Here is a 20,566-nt window from a genome sequence, read left to right as displayed (position 1 = left end):
CTTCGAAGGCTTTCGGCTCGGGCCGCGCTCAGGCGCGCGGATGCGCCTGGTCGTGCACCTTCTTCAGGCGTTCGATGGAGACATGGGTGTAGATCTGGGTGGTCGCCATGCTGGCGTGACCCAGCAGTTCCTGCACGACGCGCAGGTCGGCTCCGCCTTCGAGCAGGTGGGTAGCGGCGCTGTGCCGCAGGCCGTGCGGGCCCATATCCGGGGCGCCGGGTATGGCCGAGATCACCTCGTGCACAACATCTCTGGCCTGACGCTGGTCGAGTCTGCGCCCGCGTCTTCCGAGCAGCAGGGCGCGACCGGACTCGGTGTTCGCCAAGGCGGGCCGGCCGTAGCGCAGCCACCGCTCGATGGCCTGATCGGCCGGGCCGCCGAACGGGGCCGAGCGCTCCTTGTTGCCCTTGCCCAGCACCCGGATCAGGCGGCGCTCCCGGTCGATGTCGTCGAGGTCCAGTCCGCACAGCTCGCTCACCCGGATACCGGTGGCATATAGCATCTCGACGATCAGCCGATCCCGCAGCGCCATCGGATCACGCTGCGCCGCACCGGATTCTGCCGCTTCCATGGCCTCGACCGCCTGCTGTCTGCCCAGCACCGCGGGCAGGGTGCGCTGTGCTTTGGGCGAACCGAGGCGCAGCCCCGGGTCGACGGCGAGGTGCCCATTCTTGGTCAGCCAGGCCGTGAACGTCCGCGCCGAGGAGGCCCGTCGCGCCATGGTGCTGCGCGCCGCCCCCCTCGCCGACTGCGCGGACAACCAGGACCGCAGCAACGCCAGATCCAGTTCCCGCACAGCCGAATCCGCGGCCCGCGCACACAGGTGCGCCAGCAGCGACCGCGCGTCGCCCAGATAGGCCCGCACCGTATGCGCCGACCGGTTCTGCCCGAGCCGCAGATACCGCTGATATTCGGCCAGCAGCGCGTCCAGGTCCTCAGGCAGTTCCTCCATACCGACCACCGTCGCGCGCCCACCCTTTCGTTGGCAAGCTCCCGCGCCGGGCCAGGACGATCCGATCAGCCACGCGCGCCGAGCAGCTCGGCTATGCGCGCCGCCTCGATGGTGCAGAACCGGAATTCGACCCGCCCGGACCGGTCCGCGTGGAAGTCTTCGGCGGCGAACCCGAAGAAGATCGTGTCCGCTCCCTCGGCCGCGACCTCGAGCTTCGCGACCTGACCGGCGAGCCGCGGGACGTCCAGGACTGAGCGGCCCTGTGCCCACACCACCAGCCGTTTGTCCGTCACTCCCACCGCGCCGGTCACGGTTTCCTTGCTCGCCGACGTATATCGCCACGGCGCGCGGTAATTGCGTAGCGTCAATGTCCCCGGCAACTCTTCGGCCAGCACCAGCACGCCTTCGGCCTCGAGTTCGGACCGGAGTTCCGCCGGCAATCGACCTGCCCGCCGCCGGGCCCACGCGAACAGATTCACGTGCCGAATCGTACTGCGCTACACCGAAAGCCAGATGTCATCCGGTCCCTTCGCCGCCATCCCTATCGATCAGACCTCCTTCGGCCCGAAGCGAGCCGGTACCAGCCACGCTCACCGACACCTACGAGCTCGGCCAACTCCAGCGCGGCCAGCGCAGCGCGCACGCTCGGCAGCGGCAGGTCGGTGCGCCCGGCAAGGTCGACGGGCAATCGGGAGCCGATTTTCGGCAACGCCGCGAAAACCGTCGCCTCGTCACCGCTGAGCGCATCCTCCGGCCCGGTCACCACGCCCGCCGTGCCCGGCAACGACATTCGCAGCGGGCCGGCTTCATCGATGACCTCGTCCGATCGAGTGACCAGCAACGCTTCCCCATCCCGAATCATGCGATGACAACCCACCGACGACATCGAGTTGACCGAACCCGGCACCGCCAACGCCGGACGTCCCAGTCGGCGGGCCCATTTCACGGTATTGCGTGCCCCACTCCGTAGCCCCGCCTCCACCACCAGTACTCCGTCCGCCAGCGCGGCGATCAACCGATTCCGAGCCAGGAACTGATGCTTGCGTGCGGCGGTTCCCGGCGCGTACTCGCTGACAATCATTCCGACCTCGGCGATCTGAGCGAGCAGCCGATCATGCTCGACCGGATACGGCCGATCCACCCCGCAGGCCAGCACAGCGATTGTCGGAGCCCCGTTGGCCAGCGCCGCTCGATGCGCCATCGCATCGATCCCGTAGGCCGCTCCGGAGACGATCGTCCACTGTTCCGCCGCAAGATCACTCACGATGTCCCAGGTCACCTGCTCCCCATATCGAGTGCTGCTGCGCGCCCCCACCACCGCCAGTGCCCGCGCAGTGACCTCGACCAACGACCCCGCCCCGCGCACCCACAACACCAGCGGAACAGCCCCATCCTGATCCCGCCCCGCCTGCAACTGCTCGAGCCCCAGCAGCCGCCACGTCGGCCACTCCGCATCGTCGGGCGTAACCACCCGCCCACCCAACCGCTCCATAACCTCCAAATCCCGCTCCGCACAATTCATCCCCCGTCGCCTCGCAGTCGGCCCCCGCAACGACTCCGGCAACGCACACTCCCGCACCGCCCGCGCCGCCTCCACTACCCCCACCGACTCGATCAATGCCGACAGCGCCGCACACGGCCCTTCAACCACCCGGGACAAATACACCCACGCCAACCGCCGCTCGTCGTCGACCACCCCGGGCAAATCCGCGCTCGAATTCGACTCCGCCACAATGAGCTCCGTCGGACCGCTCGAGAATCCGACCGGATGGCAACTTCCGGCATCAAGATCGACCACGCGCGCCCCGCTGCCTACCTCCCGCCCCACCCACGCCCCATGCACCGGGTGCCCGGCCATACGCACGGCCCCCGCCGTCCCGGCGTCCTCCACGGCCTCGCTCATGCGCTGACCTCGCCGACGCCGACATCCATCAGTCGCCGCACACCCAGCTGAACACTCGGGCCTCGTGCTCCTCCCACCATGGACTCCGCTGCCAGACAGCGAGGTCTGGCACCGCATGTGGACTTTCGTGCCAGAGGGCTAGCTCCGACAGCACATGTGGACTTCGATACCAGAGGGCTAGTTCCGACAGCACGTGCGAACTTCGATACCAGACGGCCAGCACCGACAACACGTGCGAACTTCGATACCAGAAGGCCGACGCTGGCATGGCATCCTGGGCTACCGCCATGTTCCTGCTGCGAAGCTGGCGCTAGGTTCAAGCGACGGTGGCTGTGTGGGCGCCTGCTCTGGTGGCGATCGGTGCTCATTGCGCACCTCGCTGGCGGAAGTTCAAGGCCAGCATGACGTCCTGGGCGGTGGGGATTTTCGCGCCGCGGAGGTCGCTGATGGTCCAGGCGACTCGGATGGCTCGGTCGGCGCCGCGGGCGGACATGCGGCCCATGCGCAGGGCGGTTTCGACCGGGGCGATGGATTCGTGGGGTAGGCGGAAGCGCTGGCGGAGGATGTGGCCGGGGACTTCGGCGTTGGTGGTCCAGCCGTCGTCGTGCCAGCGGGCGGCGGCGGCTTGGCGGGCGGCGGCTACGCGGGCGCGGACGGTGGCGCTGGGTTCGGCTTTTTCGGAGCTGAAGCTGGCTCCGGAGTGGGCGCGCATTTGGACCCAGATGTCGATGCGGTCGATCAGGGGGCCGGAGAGTTTGCCGAGGTAGCGGCGGCGGGCCATGGGGGCGCAGATGCAGTCGACGTCCCGGGCGGGGGCACAGGGGCAGGGGTTGGCGGCGAGGACCAGTTGGAAGCGGGCCGGGTATCTGGCGACGCCGTCGCGGCGGGCTATTCGGATTTCGCCTTCCTCCAAAGGGGTTCGCAGGGCCTCTAGGACTTTGGTGCCGATTTCGGCGCATTCGTCGAGGAAGAGGACGCCGCGGTGGGCGCGGCTGACCGCACCCGGACGGGCCGAGCCGGAGCCGCCGCCGACCATGGCGGCGGCGGAGGTCGAGTGGTGCGGTGCGACGAAGGGCGGCGTGGTGATCAGCGGCTGGTCGCCGGAGAGCAGGCCGGCCATCGAATGGATCGCCGTCACCTCCAGGGCCTCGGAATCCGACAGTGGCGGCAGGAGGCCCGGAAGGCGTTGGGCCAGCATGGTTTTGCCGATGCCGGGCGGGCCGGTGAGGAGCAGGTGGTGGCCGCCCGCCGCGGCTACCTCCAGGGCCCAGCGCGCTTCGTCCTGGCCGACGACCTCGCTCAGATCGCCGCAGGCGGGGGACGCGGACGGCAGGTCGCCGTTGGGCTCGAGCAACGTCCCCTCGCCGCGCAGCCAGGCGACCATGGTGCGCAGGCTGCTCGCGCCCAGCACCTCGATGCCGTCGACCAAACCAGCCTCGGCCAGGACCGGTTCGGGCACCACCACGGTCGGCCAGCCCGCGTTCCGGGCCGCGATCACCGCGGGCAGGATGCCACGCACGCGCCGCAGGCGGCCGTCCAAGGCGAGTTCGCCGAGAACTACGGTCTTGGCCAGCCGCTGGGAGGGCACAGCACCGGAAGCGTCCAGCACCGACACCGCCAAGGCGAGGTCGTAAACGCTGCCGACCTTCGGCAGGGTGGCCGGAGACAAGGCCAGGATGACCCGCCCGTCCGGCCACTTCTCGCCCGAGTTCGCGACCGCCGAGCGGACCCGGTTCCGGGATTCCTGTAATGCGGTGTCGGGCAAGCCGACCAGATGCACCGAGGGCAGACCCTGCCCGATGTCGGCCTCGATTTCGACGAGCTGACCATCCACCCCGGTGACCGCGACCGAGTGCGCGCGTCCGAGCGGCATCAGAACACCGCCTCGAGGTGTTCGACGACCGGCTGCTCGCCGGGCAGCAGCAGCACCGAGATCACGTCGAAGCGGACCTGGCGGTAGGGCCCGTCCTGTTCGTGCAGCCACAGCAGTGCGAGCTGCCGGATGCGGCGCCGCTTCCCGAAGGTGACCGACTCCTCGGGGCGGCCGAAACCCAAGCCGCGCCGGGTCTTCACCTCGACGAAGGCCGTGACCGTCGAATCCTGGGCGATGAGATCCAGTTCCCCGAATCGGCAGCGCCAGTTCCTGCCGACGATGGTCCACCCGGTGGCCTGCAAGTACTGCGCGGCCAGCTCTTCCCCGCGTGCGCCGAGCGCCTTGTTATCCGTCACCCGCACAGCGTGCGCGCCGACCGCGGCGGCGCCGTCGAGCCGACCTGGGGAAACGGAAAGGCTGTGGATAACCCTTCAGCTGTGGACTACTCGGGAAGCCGCAGGTCAGGCTTCTCCAGCTCTTCGATGTTCACGTCTTTGAAGGTGATCACCCGAACGTGTTTGACGAAACGCGCTGGGCGGTACATATCCCACACCCAGGCATCGCTCATGCGCACTTCGAAGTACACCTCGCCGTCGGCGTTCTGCGGCCGCAGCTCGACGGAATTGGCAAGGTAGAAGCGACGTTCGGTCTCCACCACGTACGAGAACTGACCGACGATGTCTTTGTACTCGCGATACAGCGAGAGTTCCATCTCGGTTTCGTACTTCTCGAGGTCCTCGGCGCTCATCGGCACATCATCTCGCATGCACCGCGTCGCTAGCCACTCGGCCTTCCGGCACATCCTCGGCCAGCACCGCGTCGGCGTACTCCAGCGCCGGATCGACGGGCACCAGTCCCGCCATTTCCCGCACATTGCGCCAGGACCGCCGGTGCTCGCTGCTGGGCCCGAGACGTTGCAATGCCTCGGTGTGCTCGGGCGTGTTGTAGCCCTTGTGCGCGGCGAAACCGTAACCGGGCAGACGCTGGTCGAGGTCGACCATCATCCGGTCCCGGGTGACCTTCGCCAGGATGCTGGCGGCGGCGATGCAGGCGGCCGCGGCGTCACCGCCGATCACCGGCAGCGACGGCGCGGGGATGCCCGGCACCCGGAAGCCGTCGGTGAGCACATAGCCCGGGGTCTGGCCGAGTCCGGCGACCGCGCGGCGCATGCCCTCGATATTGGCGACGTGGATGCCGATCGAATCGATCTCCCAGGCCGGGATGACCACGACCTCGTAGGCCAGCGCCAGCCGCTGAATGATCGGGAAGAGCTCTTCCCGGGTGGCCTCGGTGAGCTTCTTGGAATCGTCGAGCCCGCCGAGCCGGTCATAAGCCTTGGGGGCAAGCAAGCAAGCGGCGACCACCAGCGGCCCCGCACACGGACCGCGCCCGGCTTCGTCGACACCGGCGACCGGGCCTAGCCCGCTGCGGATCAGCGCCGCTTCCAGGGTGCGCAAGCCACCCGCCTTACGCATGACGACGCGCGGCGGCCAAAGAGTGGTGCTCCGGGTGTACCCCACGATCCAATTATCCTGCCGCCGCGCGCTTTCAGTTCGCCAGGGGTCTCAGTTCACCTGCGGGTCGATGGAACTGACCGGTCCGATCCGGCTCGGCGGCCAGATCTTGAACACCGCCTTACCGCGGACGTTGTCGACCGGGACGGTGCCCTGCAGCGAATCCGAGACGTGCGCGCGGGAGTCGGCGGACTGGTCGCGGTTGTCGCCCATCACCCACAGGTTGCCCTCGGGCACCTTGATCGGGCCGAAGACCCGGCCGGCCGGGTAGGTGGCGTTCTGCTTGCCGGGGAACCACGGGTAATCGTTCTTCACGTACGACTCGTCCAGCGGCTTGCCGTCGACCAGGATGCGGCCCTCCGCGTCGCAGCACTGCACGGTCTGCCCGCCGACCGCGATGACGCGCTTGACCAGATCGTTCTCGTCCGGCGGCACCAGGCCGAAGAAGGAGAAGAAATTCTGCACGCCGCGGATCATGGTGTTGTCCGAGCGGATCGACTGGTAGCGGGTGTTCCAGGACGGCGGGCCGACGAACACCACGACATCGCCCGGCTTCGGATCACCGAAGTAGTAGCTGAGCTTCTCCACGTAGATGCGGTCGCCGACGCAACCGGGGCAGCCGTGCAACGTCGGTTCCATCGACTGCGACGGAATCACGTACGGGCGGCCGATAAAGGTGACCATCAGTGCGGCGATGACCGCCGCGATCACGATGAGGATGGGCAGTTCCTGCCAGAACGGCCGCTGCTTCTTGGTCTTCTTGGCGCGCCGCGCCCTGGGGCTCTTCCGCTCTGCCCCTTCGTCGTCCGCACCCGACACCGACACCGACCCACTTTCGTCTGCCACGCCGAACAGAGTAGCCCGGCACCCTGTCTGACGGCGGGTGCCGGGCTACGAAGTTCTGCTGTGGCGACTGGGTCGCTATCGATTCAGCGCTTTTCCTTGATCTTGGCGGCCTTGCCGCGCAGGTCGCGCAGGTAGTACAGCTTGGCGCGACGGACGTCACCACGGGTCACGACGTCGATGTGGTCGATGTTGGGGCTGTGCACCGGGAAGGTGCGCTCGACGCCGACACCGAAGGAAACCTTGCGGACGGTGAAGGTCTCGCGGATACCGCCACCCTGGCGACGGATCACGACGCCCTTGAAGACCTGGATGCGCTCCTTCGAGCCTTCGATGACCTTCACGTGCACGTTGAGCGTGTCGCCCGGGCGGAAGTCGGGCACGTCGGTGCGCAGCGACTTTTCGTCGACGAAGTCAAGGGTGTTCATTTTCATCCTTTGTGATGTTTGCGCGAACAGAGGACCCTGGCGGCATTCCCTCGACACTGCTGAGGGCGCGCGACCGGTTCATGCTCCGAATTAGGGGGTGCTCCCGGGACAGAAATCTCCCCAGGGCAACCCGAGTATTGTGCCAGACCGCGCCGCGCCGGACGAAATCGCCCCCGGTCAGCACCCCCGATCCGGGCTCTGACCGGTGTCCGCGCGGTGCGGACGTTGCCGATGTCACACTCCGGTGGCCTGCGTCGTCGTCCCCGCAGACGAGCAGAGGAGAACAGGTGAAAACACAGGACCTGCTGGCGGGGCAGTTCGAGGGCTACCGGGGGCATCTGACCGCGGTAGCTTATCGGATGCTCGGATCGCTGACCGAGGCCGACGATGTGATTCAGGAGGCGTGGCTGCGGCTGGCGGGCGCCGATTCGGGGGCGATCGAGAATCTCGGGGGATGGCTGACCACGACGGTCAGCCGGATCTGCCTGGACCAGTTGCGCGGCCGCGCGATACGCGGCGAGGACCCGCTGGACACGCAGCTGCCGGATCCGGTGGTCCGGCGGGACGATCCGGCCGACCCGGAACATCAAGCGGTACTGGCGGATTCGGTCGGACTGGCGCTGCTGGTGGTGCTGGATTCGCTGAATCCGGCCGAGCGCGTCGCGTTCGTGCTGCACGACATGTTCGCCGTCCCGTTCGATCAGGTCGCCGAGGTCATCGGGAAGACTCCGACCGCGACCCGCATGCTCACCAGCCGCGCCCGCCGCCGGGTGCAGGCGCACCAGCCCAGCCCGGTCCCGGATCGCCCACGCCAGCGCCGGGCGGTCGACGCGTTTCTCACCGCCGCCCGCACCGGCGACTTCGACGCCCTGCTGGCCCTGCTCGATCCCGACGTGGTGCTGCACGGCGATTCCGGCAGCGGCCTCCTGCTGCTGCGCGGCGCCCCCGCGGTCGCCGGCCGCCTGGCCGTCTTCCAGCGCTTCGCCACCACCAGCCGGTCGCACCCCGTCCTGGTGAACGGGCTTGCGGGCCTGCTCAATACGGTCGACGGCGCGCCCATCTCGGTGATCGGGTTCACCGTCGCCGACGATCGGATCACCGCCATCGAACTGCTCTCCGACCCAGCCCGGATTGCCCGCCTCCAGCTACCGCCGGTGAGCGCGGGACCGTCAGTGCTCAGCGAATAGCGCGTGCATCTGATCGATCGCCTCTGGGCCATAGGCGACGGCTCCGACCGGAACCGCACCCTGGATCGCCTCGAGCACCCGCGCGGTCCATACCGGTCCGAAACCACCACACAGTTCGATCAACTGCACATCGCGGTCGACGAGCCGGCGTGCGACGTCGATCACCTGGCTCGGGTCGTGCACGCCGACGAATATCGAGCGGCAATCGGCGGTCTCGACGATCATCTCCTTCGCCGGATCGCTGCCGGCCGCGGTGTAGATGAATCCCCATGCGGTGAGTGCCATGTCGGTGCCTCTCGATGTGCGGTGCGGTCACTCCTGGTCCGGTGCGACCCGATCGCCGTCCAGCTGAACCGATCGCGGGCCCGCCTGTCCACGAGGCAACGCCGGAGGGGTGTGCGGCGGCGCCGCAGACACCAGGTCAGCGGCTATCTCGTGGTAGCGGGCGGCGGCGGAATCGGTGGCGTGCCAGACGAGCGCGTAGCGGATCCGCGGCGCGTCGGCGGCGAACGGCGTCCACGACAGCCGTCCCCCGGGCGGACGTCCCAGGCCGGGCGCAGCGCGAGGACATCGCCGCCGAAACCGAGTTCAGCGCTGAACAGCGCGCGGCGGGGGGAACTCGCGCGCACCGCGGTGGGCTGCCAGCCCGCCCGCGTCCAAGCCGCGCGCACCGCGTCGTAGTAGCCGGGCGCGGCGGACCGCGCGAACCACAACAGCGCGCTGCCGTCGAGGTCGGTCCAGCGCAGCGCGTCCCGCCCCGCCAGCCGATGATCGGCTGCTACCACCACACCCAACTCGGCGTCCGCGATGACCGCGTGGTCCAGTCCCGAGAGATCGGCGGGCAACAGCAGCACGCCGAGATCGAGAGTTCCGTCCCGCAGACCGGAAAGCTGTTCCGCGGTCTGCCTATCGACAACTTCGGCGACCGGATCATCGACGGCCCGCCAGATCGCCGCCGCGACGTGCGGCGGCGCTCCCGGCGTCACCGCGACCCGTAGCGCGCCGCCTTCCCGCACCGCATGGAGTCCACGTCCTGCCGCGGCCACGGCGGCTCGCGCATGCGGCACCAGCCGCAGACCGGCCCGGGTCGGGGTCATGCCCGCGGCCGTGCGCTCGAACAGCGCCGCTCCGAGCTCGCGTTCGAGCGCGATGATCTGCTGGCTCAGCGACGTCGGCCGGATGCCGACCACGTCAGCGGCCCGCGTGAGATTGCGCTCCCCCGCCACCGCGAGGAAATACCGCAACTGTCGCAACTCCACCCGACGACGCTAACGCACCTCAGCGGTCGGACTTGTGCTCCGGCGCGAACAGCGAATGCTCCGGGGAGAACAGCGGATGCGGATGCGGGGCCGGTGGCGCGGGAACGACCTTGCGGGCCAATTCCGCTTCGGCGGCGCTGCGGACGTGCTCGACATCCGGCTTTCCGGCGATCAGGTCCTGGATGAAGATCTTGGCGCGGATGACCGGCCGCCGGTAGCGGCGCTCGCGGACGATCGCGCGGTACATCAGGCGGCGGCGTTCGGCGTAGCGCCAGCGGGCCCAGGGCGCGCCCGGGCGGCTCAGGCGCAGCGCGCCGATCCACAGCAGCGGCGGAAAGAACATGCCGAACAGCCCGGTCCAGATCTTGCCCTTGGCGATGACGACGGCGGCCAGCATCAGGTTCGACAAGGCGATCACGGTGGCGACGGCTTTGGCGTCGGTGCCGATGGAGCTGCGGACGTCCCCGATCTCGAGAATCGAGAGCGGGTGGAAGCCGAGCAGGAGCAGACCGGTGACGGCGAGCGCGACGAACACCGCGTCGACCGAGGTGCGGCCCTGCTCCTCCCAGTAGACGTCGCGCAGGTAATAGATCAGCGCGAATTCGTCGAGGACCAGGGCGGCGCCGACGCCGAACGCGGCCGCGAACGCCGCCACGACCGGTTCGCCGCCGCTGTCGTACACCGCGATCAGCCCGAGGCCGGAGCCGAGAACCAGCACCACGCCGATGACCATGTGATGGATATGGGTGTCACCGGCGCGGAGGTTGCCGGGCCACCAGCGCACCTGTTTGCGGATCAGCCGGACGCTGATCCGAATGAACAGGAACCCGACGATGAACCCCAGCAGAAAGCACAGCAGCGGTAGGCGGCCCTGCGCGATCACATCGTTCTCGAGCCATCTGCGCATGGCTGCCTGCCAACCTCCCGTCTGGTGCGAACCTACTTACCGAAGCCTGCCCGGCGCAGCGCGTCGGCCATGGAACCGGTCGGCGCGGGCGTGCTGCCGCGCCGCTGATTGCCTTGGTTGCGATTCTGCTGCTTGCTGTTCTGTCCATTCTGCCGCTGCCGGTTGTCCTGGCCGGACTGGGCACGCGGGCCGCCGCCCCGATTGCCGCTGCCGCGCTCGGGCTTCGCCGCGCCGCCGGGCTCGTCGTCCAGGCGCAGCGTGAGCCCGATGCGCTGGCGGGCCACGTCGACCTCGAGCACCTTCACCTTGACCACGTCACCGGACTTCACGACCTCGCGCGGATCCTTGACGAAGTTGTGCGACATGGCCGACACGTGCACCAGGCCGTCCTGATGCACGCCGACGTCGACGAACGCGCCGAACGCGGCCACATTGGTGACCACGCCCTCGAGCACCATGCCGGGCTTCAGGTCGCCGACCTTCTCCACGCCGGCGGCGAACTCGGCGGTCTTGAACTCCGGTCGCGGGTCGCGGCCCGGCTTCTCCAGTTCGGAGATGATGTCGGTGACGGTCGGCACGCCGAAGGTCTCGTCGGTGAACTCGTCGGCCCGCAGCGCGCGCAGCACGCCGGTGTTGCCGATCAGTTCGGTGACGCCGCTACCGGTCTTCTGCAGGATGCGCCGCACCACCGGGTAGGCCTCGGGGTGCACCGCGGAGGTGTCGAGCGGGTCGTCGCCGCCGCGGATGCGCAGGAAGCCCGCGCACTGCTCGAAGGCCTTCGGGCCCAGCCGCGGCACCTCCAGCAGCGCCTTGCGGCTGCGGTAGGAGCCGTGCTGATCACGGTGGGCGACAATGGATTCCGCGACCGAGCCGGTGATGCCGGAGACCCGGGACAGCAGCGGCACCGAGGCGGTGTTCACGTCCACACCGACCGCGTTCACCGCGTCCTCGACCACCGCGCCCAGCGAGCGCGCCAACAGGGTTTCGGACACATCGTGCTGGTACTGGCCGACGCCGATGGACTTCGGGTCGATCTTCACCAGCTCGGCGAGCGGATCCTGCAGGCGGCGCGCGATGGAGACCGCGCCGCGCAACGACACGTCCATGTCGGGCAGTTCCTGGCTGGCGTAGGCGGAGGCGGAGTACACCGAGGCGCCTGCCTCCGAGACCACGATCTTGGTGGGTTTTTTCGCTCCGTCCGGCGACGCCGCCGCGATACGTGCGATCAGTTCGGTAGCCAGGGCGTCGGTCTCGCGCGAGGCGGTGCCGTTGCCGATCGCGATGAGCTCCACGTCGAACCGGGCGACCAGCGCGCCGAGCACGGCGAGCGACTTCTCGGTCTGGCCCTGGGGCTTGTGCGGGTAGATGACCTCGGTGGCGACGGCCTTACCGGTGGCATCGACCACGGCGACCTTCACGCCGGTGCGGTACCCCGGGTCCAGGCCCATGGTGGTGCGGGTGCCGGCGGGCGCGGCGAGCAGCAGGTCGCGCAGGTTCGCGGCGAACACGTCGACCGCGTCCTTCTCGGCGGCCTGCCGCAGGCGCATGCGGGTGTCGATGCCCAGGCTCACTTGGAGTTTGGTGCGCCAAGCCCAGCGGACCGTGTCCAGCAGCCAACTGTCGGCGGGGCGGCCCTGGTCGGCGATACCGAACTTGACCGCGATCCGGCCCTCGTAGATGGAGCGCTCCCCCGGCGCCAACTCGGTTGTCTCGGATTCGAGTTGGAGGCTGAGGATCTCTTCCTTCTCGCCGCGCAGCAGCGCCAGGATGCGGTGCGAGGGCAGCTTGGTGAACGGTTCGCTGAACTCGAAGTAGTCGGAGAACTTCGCGCCGGCTTCTTCCTTGCCCGGGCGCACCGTGGACTTGATCTGACCGCGATTCCACATCAGCTCGCGCACCTCGCCGACCAGGTCGGCGTCCTCGGCGAAACGCTCCACCAGGATGGCCCGGGCCCCGTCGAGCTGCTCGGCGCTGTACTGGGCGGGATCGGTGCCGGGGTCGTTGATCAGCGCGTCGGCGACCGGCTCGTGGCCCGCTTCGCGCGCGATCTGGGCCTTGGTGCGGCGCTTGGGCTTGAACGGCAGGTAGATGTCCTCGAGGCGGGCCTTGGTCTCGGCCGTCATCAGCTGACCGAGCAGCGCGTTGTCGAGTTTGCCCTGGCCCTTGATGGATTCGATGATCGCGCCGCGGCGCTCGTCGAGTTCGCGCAGGTAGCTCAGGCGTTCGTCGAGCTGACGCAGCTGCGCGTCGTCGAGGCCGTCGGTGACCTCCTTGCGGTAGCGCGCGATGAACGGCACCGTCGACCCGGCGTCGAGCAGCTCCACGGCGGCACGGACCTGGGTCTCGCGCACTCCTAGCTCGTCGGCGATCCGCCGCCCGACCGAAGCCAAGGGTGTGGGAGCGGCGGCGGAGGTGTCGGTGCTGTTCGACTCTGAACTGGCGATCTCAGGCGCTGTCGTCACGGCCGCCAACACTACCGCCGCCTCCTGACATACGACCTACCCCTGGGTGAACCCTTCGCCCGCAGCACCGTTGCCCGCGGCCGGGACCAGCGCCTTCGCCATTTCCCGCATCTCGGCTTTGCGTACTTTGCCGGTGACCGTCATCGGGAATTCGTCCACGATGTGGACATAACGCGGAATCTTGAAGTGCGCCAGCTTGCCCGCACAGAATGCCCGGATCGCGTCGGCGTCGAGCGGGGTCGCGCCCTCGCGCATCCGGATCCAAGCCATCAGTTCCTCACCGTATTTCGGGTCGGCGACGCCGATCACCTGAGCGTCCAGAATGTCCGGATGGGTGTAGAGGAACTCCTCGATCTCCCGCGGATAGATGTTCTCGCCGCCGCGGATCACCATGTCCTTGAGGCGGCCGGTGACCGCCAGGTAGCCATCGGCGTCCATCACGCCGATATCGCCGGTGTGCATCCAGCGGGCGGCGTCGATCGCGTCAACGGTCTTGTCCGGCTGATTCCAGTAGCCCAGCATCACCGAGTAGCCGCGGGTGCACAGCTCCCCCGGCTCGCCGCGCGGCACCGTCAAACCCGTTGCCGGGTCGACGATCTTGACCTCGAGGTGCGGGAGCACGCGGCCCACGGTGCCGGTGCGGCGGTCCAGGCTGTCGTCGCGGCGGGTCTGGGTGGACACCGGAGAGGTCTCGGTCATGCCGTAGCAGATGCAGACCTCCGCCATGCCCATACGGTCGATGACCCGCTTCATCACCTCGACCGGGCAGGGCGAGCCCGCCATGATCCCGGTGCGCAGACTCGAAAGGTCCGGCGTCGCACCGCCGTCGAGTTCGGCGAGCATGGCGATGAACATGGTCGGGACGCCGTAGAGCGAGGTGCAGCGCTCCGCCGCGACCGCCGCCAGCGTGGCCGCGGGATCGAAAGCGGGAGCCGGAATCACCACTGTCGCACCGTGGCTGGTGGACGCCAGGTTGCCCATGACCATGCCGAAACAGTGATAGAAGGGCACCGGCAGACAGATCCGGTCGTGCTCGGTGTACCCGCACAGCTCGCCGACGAAGTAGCCGTTGTTCAGGATGTTGTGGTGGCTGAGTGTGGCGCCTTTGGGGAATCCCGTTGTACCGGAGGTGTATTGGATATTGATCGGGTCGTCCATGGCGAGCGTGCCCGCGATCTCGCTCAGGCGGGCGGCATCGGGCTCATAGCGGACCAGCACGTCCCAGGCCACCGTGCCGAGGATCAGGACCTGCTCCAGCCCCGGGCAGTTCGGCCGGACCTCGTCGATCATGTAGACGTAGTTCGAGGACTTGAATTCCGGCGCGGCGATCAGCAGCCGCACCCCGGCCTGGCGCAGCACGTACTCCAGTTCGCTGGTGCGGTACGCGGGGTTGATATTCACCAGCACCGCACCGATTTTCGCGGTCGCGTACTGCACCAGGAACCATTCCGCGCAGTTGGGCGCCCATATGCCGACCCGGTCACCTTTGTCGATGCCCAGGGCGGTCAGGCCGGTCGCGAGCGAATCGATGGCGGCGGCGAGTTCGCGGTAGGTCCAGCGCCGGCCGGACGGAACGTCCACCAGCGCTTCCCGATTCGGATGCGCGGCGACGGCGCGATCGAAGTTGGCGCCGATAGTGTCGCCGAGCAACGGCGCTTCCGAAACACCCGACGCGTAGCTGGGCTGACCGGTAACCACTGGCATAGCTTGATCTCCTCCGCGGACCGACGCACTGTCCCCAACATGATGTGGCTCACATCGGTTTAGCACCACCCCTGAAAGGAGGGAGCAAGATCGTGCGATGATCGCCCGGTGAGACGCTCGGGGTGGAAAAATTTGCGGGTCGTGCTGGTGCTGGGATTGCTGACGGCGCTGGCGGGGTGTTCGGAGTCGGGTTCCGCGCTGGTCGGCACACCCGACGCACCGATCCTGGATCTCGGCGGGATACGCAAACTCGCGGTGGGGCCGCACGACGACATCAAGCCGACCGCGGACGGGTTGTACGTCGTCGCGGACGGCGAATTACGGGGGATCGATCCGCTGTCCGGCGAGCGGCGCTGGACGGTGCGGCGCGAGGGCCTGCGACCTGATCCGAAACGGATCTATCAGGCGGACTACGGCAAGGTCCTGCAGGTGTCCTGGCTCGATACGCCGGGACAGATCGCCTACGCCGCCGACACCGGGCGCGAGCTGTGGCGCACCGACTCGGAATGGTTCGAGCTGGACACCAAGGACGGCCGGTTCCTCCGGAACGACCCGCGGACCGGGGCCCGCGCCTGGGACCTCGACTACACCGCATTGGGTTGCGCCGCTGGGCTTCCCGAGGATTCGATCTACGTGTTCGAAAGTCGCGAGGCGGCGCTGTTCCGATGCCCCGTCAAACCTGGGCCGGAAAACTTCGAAGGCGAACAGCTGATCGGCGGGCTGACGCTGGACACCGGTGCGTTGATCTGGAAGCGAACGGTCCCCGATCGCCGCAGCTTCGCCCGATCGACCAACACGCTCGCGGTCGTCCTCTCCGGCGAGACCCGCGAGGTGATCGACAGCGGCACCGGACGCGTGCTGGGCTCGCGCACCAAGTCGGCAGCCGAGTGGCAGGTCACCATGCCCGACGGCGCGACCCTGATCATGGACAGCTCTACCGTCAAGGACAACAAGGATTTCCGCCTCGAGGAAGTGGACGGGCGGGAGCGCTGGCGCGCGCCGTTCCCGGAAACCGAGGAAATCCTGCTGGGCGGCGGCGCGGGCAATGTGGTGCTGGCGACAATGCGCGAACGCCGGGGAAATTACGACTGCTGGCTGCTGGCCTTCGACTTGGCGACGGGCGAGCGCACGGTGGTCGCCGGTCCCCGCGCCACCGGACAAGGGGAGAAGCCCGCATTCGAAGCGACCTTGCCGCAAACCATGATCGGGCACCCCGAACCGTGGGGCGTACTGATCAAATTGAAAGACGGCGAACTCGCGGTCATCCCCGCCGAGTAGCTCAGTCGGGCGGGAGCAGATCCGGGCGGCGCTCGCGAGTGCGCTGCAACGATTGTTCGTGCCGCCAGGCGGCGACCTTCGCGTGGTCACCGGACAGCAGAATGGGCGGGACGTCGAGGTCGCGCCAGGACACCGGGCGGGTGTAGCTGGGGCCTTCCAGCAGACCGAGACCTTCCTGCCCCGCCGCCCCGACGGAAAACGAATCCTCTTGGTGGGATTGCTGATTGCCCAGCACGCCGGGAATGAGGCGGACGAACGCCTCGGTCATCACCAGGACGGCGGCCTCGCCGCCGATCAGCACGTAGTCGCCGATGCTGACCTCTTCGACGCGGACGCGGCGGGCAGCGTCGTCGAAGACGCGCTGATCGATGCCCTCGTAGCGTCCGCAGGCGAACACGATGTGCTTTTCGGTGGCCCAGCGTTCGGCGGTGCGCTGAGTGAACGGGACACCGGCGGGCGTGGGGACGACGAGCAGCGCGTCGTCGGGACAGACCTCGTCCAGGGCGTCACCCCAGACGGTCGGCTTCATGACCATGCCCGGCCCGCCGCCATACGGGGAATCGTCGACAGCCTTGTGCACGTCGTGCGTCCAGCCGCGCAGGTCATGCACGTCGACCGAGATCAGGCCTTTGTCGATTGCTTTGCCCAGCAACGCCGTTCGCAGTGGCTCGAGGTACTCGGGGAAGATCGTGACGACGTCGAGTTTCATTCTGGATCGAGCAGACCCTCGGGCGGATCGATGACCACCAGCTTGTCCGCGATCGACACCGTCGGCACGATGGCGGTGACGAACGGGATCAGAATCTCCCGGTTGTCCTCGGCCGCCTTGACCGACAGCAGTTCGCCCGCGGCCGAATGCAGTACCTCGGTGACCGTGCCGACGAGCGTGCCGTCGGTGAGCTGGACGGTCAGGCCCTCCAGCTCGTGGTCGTAGTACTCGTCCGGATCCTCGGACGGCGGCAGGTCCGCGCTGTCGACGAAGAACAGGGTGCCGCGCAGTGCGTCGGCGGCGGTGCGGTCGGAGACGCCGGCGACGAACACCAGAAGCCGGCCCGAATGTTCCCGGGCCGACTCGATGGTGAAATCACGAACCTCTGTGGACCGCGGCAACCGCCCACGCAGGGTGTTGCCGACGGCGAACCGGGCATCCGGTTCATCGGTGCGGACCTCGACGACGAGTTCGCCGCGCACACCGTGCGACTTGGCGACCCGCCCTACGACGAGTTCCATCTAGGCGTCGGTGTCGACCACGTCGACGCGGATGCCCCGGCCGCCGATACCGGCGACGAGGGTCCGCAGCGCGGTCGCGGTGCGACCGCCGCGGCCGATGACCTTGCCCAGATCCTCGGGGTGCACATGCACCTCGACGGTGCGTCCACGGCGGCCGGTGATCAGCTCGACGCGGACGTCATCGGGGTTGGCGACGATGCCGCGAACCAAATGTTCGACGGCATCGGCGACGACGGCCGACATTACTCGGCGGCTTCGGTCTCGGCGGGCGCCTCAGCGGCGGCCTCGTCCTTCTTGGCGGCCTTCGACTTCTTGGGGGTGACGGCCTCGGCGGTCGGCGCGTTGTCGGCGGCGGCCAGCGCGGCGTTGAACAGGTCCAGCTTGGACGGCTTCGGGGCCTTCACCTTCAGGGTGCCCTCGGCGCCCGGCAGGCCCTTGAACTTCTGCCAGTCGCCGGTGATCTCCAGCAGACGCTGCACCGACTCGGTCGGCTGCGCGCCGACGCCCAGCCAGTACTGCGCGCGCTCGGAATCGATCTCGATGAAGGAGGGCTCTTCCTTCGGGTGGTACTTGCCGATGGACTCGATGGCCCGGCCGTCACGACGGGTGCGCGCGTCGGCGACGACGACGCGGTACTGCGGGTTGCGAATCTTGCCCATACGGGTGAGCTTGATCTTCACAGCCATGCTGATCTGCCTCTTTCAGTAGTTTGGTCACGGCGCAATTCAGCGACCCGCATGGCCTGCGAGCCCGGTTTCACGCTTGGAGTGCGTGACCGCCGCGCGGTACGTAACCGGAGACGGGCTGACACTTGTCCTTCGAAGGACGAGGGTTCATTCTGCCAGACGGGTTCACCGTCTCTGAAATCGGCCGTTGACCGGGGCGGCCGGCTAGGCCGTGCGGTAGCGCAGCAGCACCACTCCGGACTTGAACGACTTGGTTTCGACCAATCGCAGGTCGGGGGCTGCCTGTCCGTCCGCGAAGAGTCGCGCGCCGCGGCCGAGCACGACCGGGTAGACGAACAGTCGGTACTCATCCACCAGACCGGCGGCGATCAGGTCGTGCACCAGCGTGATGCTGCCGGTGCTGACGATGTCCTTGCCAGGCTGCTCCTTGAGTGCGCGGACCGCGTCCAGGTCGCGCAGCACAACGGAGTTCTGCCACTGCGGATCGTCCATCGTGCCGGAGACCACGTATTTGGTGATCTGGTTCAGGTCCTCGGTGATCCCGGTCTGGTCGTCGTCCTGCTCCGGCCAGTACCCGCGCATGTCCTCGAAGGTCACCCGGCCGAACAGCACCGCGTCGCAGGCCGCGGTGTGCGCCATCAGTTCGGCCAGGATGTCGGACTGGTCGTCGATGGCGTCGTTGCCGACGGTGAACCAGCCCGCGCTCGCGTCGATCACCCCGTCGAGGGTGATGTTCTCGGTAACCACCAGATCCCGCATCGCTGCGTCCTTTCCACGGAAACGTCTCTGCGAATACCGACGCCATCCGCGGGCGGAATTCATCGGTCCGGGCGGATCGGCTCTTCCGGTCCGGATTATCCACACGACCTATCTGAGCTGCGGATACTCGCCCCAGGTGCGCGAGCGGCCTGGTTCGGACCCGGCCGCTCGCGGTCTGGTTGTGCCATGAAGAAAATGCTCGCCACCGCCGCCGGTTTCGCGGCCGTCGGACTGTCGACCCTGTTCACCTACCCCGCCACCGCGCAGGCGGACTCCTACACCTGGGGCGCCATCGCCTACTCCCCGAGCGAACTGATCGCCAAAGCCTCCTGGAATCACTCGACAGCGGGGTCGGCGCAGTCCAGAGCCCTCTCCGCCTGCGGCAGATCCGACTGCCGGATGGCGGTGACCTTCACCCGCTGCGGCGCGGTCGCCCATTCGCGGGCCAACCGGCGGGTCTCCTGGGCCGAGGGCAATTCCGTGCGGCAGGCCGAAGCCAATGCCCTGCGCTACGCCGACTCCCGCATCCTGCGGTCGCTGTGCACCCGCTAGCGCAGCAGCGGCGCGAGCGTGCGCCCCGCTAGATCGACAGCGCCCGGTTCGTGGCCGTTGGTGACCATGTTGACGATCAGGCCCTGCACGCCGTGCGCGAAAACCCGGGATCGCAGTTGCTCGATCACCTCGTCGGGGGCACCCGCGAATTGGCGGTCGGCGGGCGAGTTCCTGCGTTGTTCCTCCGACAGCGAGGACAGGTCGACGCCATTGGCACTGAACAGATCCTGCTGCTGTTTGCGGGCCCGATCGCCGTCCTCGTCGATGATCAGAAAAGCGAGGAAGCTGACCTCCAGCGTCTTCGGATCCCGTCCGATCTCGGCGCACCGCTCCTGCAGTGCCGCCATCTTGCGGGGCAGTTCGGAGGCGTTGCAGATGATGTTGAGGTGGTCGGCGTAACGGGCCGCGAGCGCGAAGGTCTTCTTCTCGCCACCGCCGCCGAGCAGAATCGGCAGGTCGTCGCGGATGCGCGGCTCGTTCATGGCCTCGTCGGTGTGGTACCACTCACCGGTGAAGGTGGAGCGCTCGCCCCGCAGCATCGGATGAATGATCTGCAGCGCTTCGTCCAGCCGCTGGAACCGGTCGGTGAAGCTGCCGAACTCGAACCCATACGCCTTGTGCTCCATCTCGAACCACCCGGCGCCGATCCCGAGCACCGCCCGTCCGCCACTCACCACATCCAAGGTGGTGACAGTCTTGGCCAGCAGCGCCGGATTGCGATAGGTATTGCCGGTCACCAACGCCGACAACTGAATTCGACCGGTCGACGCCGCCAACCCGCCCAGCGTCGTATAGCTCTCCAGCATCGGATCATCCGGCGAACCGATCCCCGGCAACTGATAGAAGTGGTCCATCACGAACACGGTGTCGAAGCCCGCGGCTTCGGCTTCCCGGGCCTGCGCCACCACAGTCGGGAACAGATCGCGTACTGGCTGCCCATAGCTGAAGTTGGGCATCTGATAGCCGAGGCGAATGGTCACTTTCCCGACGATACGCGCGGCCGGCGAAAACGGCCTTACCCTGGAAGGA

General features: G+C 68.0%; 23 protein-coding genes. 3 read left to right on the top strand and 20 right to left on the bottom strand.

Annotated features, from left to right (window positions below; all coding sequences use genetic code 11):
- Positions 1–28: 28 nt before the first annotated feature.
- The 9 genes from AB0M14_RS11545 to rplS all read right to left on the bottom strand — a co-directional run bounded on the left by AB0M14_RS11545 (position 29) and on the right by rplS (position 7,513).
- Positions 29–952, bottom strand: coding sequence for a tyrosine recombinase XerC (locus tag AB0M14_RS11545; RefSeq protein ID WP_364992476.1), 924 nt, complete (start codon positions 950–952; stop codon positions 29–31).
- 65 nt (positions 953–1,017) lie between these two features.
- Positions 1,018–1,431 carry a hypothetical protein gene (locus AB0M14_RS11540; RefSeq protein ID WP_364992474.1) on the bottom strand — a complete coding sequence of 138 codons (414 nt, stop codon included), beginning with the start codon at positions 1,429–1,431 and terminating at the stop codon, positions 1,018–1,020.
- Between the two features lie 62 nt (positions 1,432–1,493).
- Positions 1,494–2,855 (bottom strand): DNA-processing protein DprA, encoded by a 1,362-nt coding sequence (gene dprA, locus AB0M14_RS11535; protein ID WP_364992472.1) that lies wholly within the window; start codon positions 2,853–2,855, stop codon positions 1,494–1,496.
- Between the two features lie 364 nt (positions 2,856–3,219).
- On the bottom strand, positions 3,220–4,728 hold the full coding sequence (locus AB0M14_RS11530) for a YifB family Mg chelatase-like AAA ATPase (protein ID WP_364992469.1): 1,509 nt from the start codon (positions 4,726–4,728) through the stop codon (positions 3,220–3,222).
- Positions 4,728–5,084, bottom strand: a complete 357-nt coding sequence (locus tag AB0M14_RS11525; RefSeq protein ID WP_364992466.1) for a YraN family protein — start codon at positions 5,082–5,084, stop codon at positions 4,728–4,730. The genes AB0M14_RS11530 and AB0M14_RS11525 overlap by 1 nt, the downstream gene beginning before the upstream one ends.
- An 86-nt stretch (positions 5,085–5,170) precedes the next feature.
- Complete coding sequence (locus tag AB0M14_RS11520) at positions 5,171–5,476, bottom strand: DUF2469 domain-containing protein (RefSeq protein WP_011210678.1); 306 nt, start codon at positions 5,474–5,476, stop codon at positions 5,171–5,173.
- 7 nt (positions 5,477–5,483) lie between these two features.
- Positions 5,484–6,248, bottom strand: coding sequence for a ribonuclease HII (locus AB0M14_RS11515; RefSeq protein ID WP_364992463.1), 765 nt, complete (start codon positions 6,246–6,248; stop codon positions 5,484–5,486).
- 45 nt (positions 6,249–6,293) lie between these two features.
- Entirely contained in the window at positions 6,294–7,088 is a 795-nt protein-coding gene (lepB, locus tag AB0M14_RS11510; protein ID WP_364992459.1) for a signal peptidase I, read from the bottom strand.
- Between the two features lie 83 nt (positions 7,089–7,171).
- Positions 7,172–7,513 carry a 50S ribosomal protein L19 gene (rplS, locus tag AB0M14_RS11505; RefSeq protein WP_364992456.1) on the bottom strand — a complete coding sequence of 114 codons (342 nt, stop codon included), beginning with the start codon at positions 7,511–7,513 and terminating at the stop codon, positions 7,172–7,174.
- A 287-nt stretch (positions 7,514–7,800) separates the two neighbouring features.
- Here rplS and AB0M14_RS11500 point away from each other — a divergent pair, with 287 nt between their 5' ends.
- Entirely contained in the window at positions 7,801–8,700 is a 900-nt protein-coding gene (locus tag AB0M14_RS11500) for a sigma-70 family RNA polymerase sigma factor (RefSeq protein WP_364992454.1), read from the top strand.
- Here AB0M14_RS11500 and AB0M14_RS11495 read toward each other — a convergent pair.
- The 5 genes from AB0M14_RS11495 to AB0M14_RS11475 all read right to left on the bottom strand — a co-directional run bounded on the left by AB0M14_RS11495 (position 8,683) and on the right by AB0M14_RS11475 (position 15,032).
- On the bottom strand, positions 8,683–8,985 hold the full coding sequence (locus AB0M14_RS11495; RefSeq protein ID WP_364992451.1) for a DUF6506 family protein: 303 nt from the start codon (positions 8,983–8,985) through the stop codon (positions 8,683–8,685). The two genes, AB0M14_RS11500 and AB0M14_RS11495, sit on opposite strands and share 18 nt — an antisense overlap.
- 143 nt (positions 8,986–9,128) lie before the next feature.
- Positions 9,129–9,959: a LysR family transcriptional regulator gene (locus AB0M14_RS11490; protein WP_364992448.1), complete on the bottom strand. Its 831-nt coding sequence runs from the start codon at positions 9,957–9,959 to the stop codon at positions 9,129–9,131.
- Positions 9,960–9,978: 19 nt separating this feature from the next.
- A complete protein-coding gene (locus tag AB0M14_RS11485) occupies positions 9,979–10,866 on the bottom strand; it encodes a hypothetical protein (RefSeq protein WP_364992446.1) in 888 nt (295 codons plus the stop codon).
- A gap of 32 nt (positions 10,867–10,898) precedes the next feature.
- On the bottom strand, positions 10,899–13,256 hold the full coding sequence (locus AB0M14_RS11480; protein WP_364995649.1) for a Tex family protein: 2,358 nt from the start codon (positions 13,254–13,256) through the stop codon (positions 10,899–10,901).
- A 108-nt stretch (positions 13,257–13,364) separates the two neighbouring features.
- Complete coding sequence (locus AB0M14_RS11475; RefSeq protein ID WP_364992444.1) at positions 13,365–15,032, bottom strand: AMP-binding protein; 1,668 nt, start codon at positions 15,030–15,032, stop codon at positions 13,365–13,367.
- Positions 15,033–15,140: 108 nt separating this feature from the next.
- On the opposite strand from AB0M14_RS11475, the gene AB0M14_RS11470 reads away from it, so the two are divergent.
- On the top strand, positions 15,141–16,310 hold the full coding sequence (locus AB0M14_RS11470) for a PQQ-binding-like beta-propeller repeat protein (RefSeq protein ID WP_364992442.1): 1,170 nt from the start codon (positions 15,141–15,143) through the stop codon (positions 16,308–16,310).
- A 1-nt stretch (position 16,311) separates the two neighbouring features.
- Here the strand turns inward: AB0M14_RS11470 and trmD are convergent, their stop codons facing one another.
- From trmD to AB0M14_RS11445, 5 genes are all read right to left on the bottom strand, one after another.
- Positions 16,312–17,019, bottom strand: a complete 708-nt coding sequence (trmD, locus tag AB0M14_RS11465) for a tRNA (guanosine(37)-N1)-methyltransferase TrmD (RefSeq protein WP_364992439.1) — start codon at positions 17,017–17,019, stop codon at positions 16,312–16,314.
- A complete protein-coding gene (rimM, locus tag AB0M14_RS11460; RefSeq protein WP_364992436.1) occupies positions 17,016–17,540 on the bottom strand; it encodes a ribosome maturation factor RimM in 525 nt (174 codons plus the stop codon). Before rimM ends, trmD begins: the two co-directional genes overlap by 4 nt.
- Complete coding sequence (locus AB0M14_RS11455) at positions 17,541–17,783, bottom strand: RNA-binding protein (protein ID WP_163822793.1); 243 nt, start codon at positions 17,781–17,783, stop codon at positions 17,541–17,543. It abuts the gene before it with no gap.
- Positions 17,783–18,226, bottom strand: a complete 444-nt coding sequence (gene rpsP, locus AB0M14_RS11450) for a 30S ribosomal protein S16 (RefSeq protein WP_364992432.1) — start codon at positions 18,224–18,226, stop codon at positions 17,783–17,785. Before rpsP ends, AB0M14_RS11455 begins: the two co-directional genes overlap by 1 nt.
- 204 nt (positions 18,227–18,430) lie before the next feature.
- The gene (locus tag AB0M14_RS11445) at positions 18,431–18,985 is read right to left on the bottom strand and encodes a dihydrofolate reductase family protein (RefSeq protein ID WP_364992429.1); all 555 of its coding nucleotides are present in this window, start codon (positions 18,983–18,985) and stop codon (positions 18,431–18,433) included.
- A 186-nt stretch (positions 18,986–19,171) separates the two neighbouring features.
- Here AB0M14_RS11445 and AB0M14_RS11440 point away from each other — a divergent pair, with 186 nt between their 5' ends.
- Complete coding sequence (locus AB0M14_RS11440) at positions 19,172–19,537, top strand: DUF4189 domain-containing protein (RefSeq protein WP_364992427.1); 366 nt, start codon at positions 19,172–19,174, stop codon at positions 19,535–19,537.
- Here the strand turns inward: AB0M14_RS11440 and AB0M14_RS11435 are convergent.
- Positions 19,534–20,517 (bottom strand): LLM class F420-dependent oxidoreductase, encoded by a 984-nt coding sequence (locus tag AB0M14_RS11435; protein WP_364992425.1) that lies wholly within the window; start codon positions 20,515–20,517, stop codon positions 19,534–19,536. The genes AB0M14_RS11440 and AB0M14_RS11435 overlap by 4 nt on opposite strands.
- Between the last annotated feature and the right edge of the window lie 49 nt (positions 20,518–20,566).

The sequence above is a fragment of the Nocardia sp. NPDC051832 genome, assembly GCF_040681285.1.
In the GTDB taxonomy this organism is placed as follows: Bacteria; Actinomycetota; Actinomycetes; order Mycobacteriales; family Mycobacteriaceae; genus Nocardia.
Note: the sequence above shows the minus strand (reverse complement) of the source record. Positions and strands in the feature narration are given on the sequence as shown.

Bases quoted from the DNA above. Each gene is read 5' to 3' on its own strand.
- AB0M14_RS11545 (WP_364992476.1), bottom strand. From the start codon at position 952: ATGGAGGAACTGCCTGAGGACCTGGACGCGCTGCTGGCCGAATATCAG.
- dprA (WP_364992472.1), bottom strand. From the start codon at position 2,855: ATGAGCGAGGCCGTGGAGGACGCCGGGACGGCGGGGGCCGTGCGTATG.
- AB0M14_RS11530 (WP_364992469.1), bottom strand. From the start codon at position 4,728: ATGCCGCTCGGACGCGCGCACTCGGTCGCGGTCACCGGGGTGGATGGT.
- AB0M14_RS11520 (WP_011210678.1), bottom strand. From the start codon at position 5,476: ATGAGCGCCGAGGACCTCGAGAAGTACGAAACCGAGATGGAACTCTCG.
- rplS (WP_364992456.1), bottom strand. From the start codon at position 7,513: ATGAACACCCTTGACTTCGTCGACGAAAAGTCGCTGCGCACCGACGTG.
- AB0M14_RS11495 (WP_364992451.1), bottom strand. From the start codon at position 8,985: ATGGCACTCACCGCATGGGGATTCATCTACACCGCGGCCGGCAGCGAT.
- AB0M14_RS11485 (WP_364992446.1), bottom strand. From the start codon at position 10,866: ATGCGCAGATGGCTCGAGAACGATGTGATCGCGCAGGGCCGCCTACCG.
- AB0M14_RS11475 (WP_364992444.1), bottom strand. From the start codon at position 15,032: ATGCCAGTGGTTACCGGTCAGCCCAGCTACGCGTCGGGTGTTTCGGAA.
- trmD (WP_364992439.1), bottom strand. From the start codon at position 17,019: ATGAAACTCGACGTCGTCACGATCTTCCCCGAGTACCTCGAGCCACTG.
- rimM (WP_364992436.1), bottom strand. From the start codon at position 17,540: ATGGAACTCGTCGTAGGGCGGGTCGCCAAGTCGCACGGTGTGCGCGGC.
- AB0M14_RS11455 (WP_163822793.1), bottom strand. From the start codon at position 17,783: ATGTCGGCCGTCGTCGCCGATGCCGTCGAACATTTGGTTCGCGGCATC.
- rpsP (WP_364992432.1), bottom strand. From the start codon at position 18,226: ATGGCTGTGAAGATCAAGCTCACCCGTATGGGCAAGATTCGCAACCCG.
- AB0M14_RS11445 (WP_364992429.1), bottom strand. From the start codon at position 18,985: ATGCGGGATCTGGTGGTTACCGAGAACATCACCCTCGACGGGGTGATC.
- AB0M14_RS11440 (WP_364992427.1), top strand. From the start codon at position 19,172: ATGAAGAAAATGCTCGCCACCGCCGCCGGTTTCGCGGCCGTCGGACTG.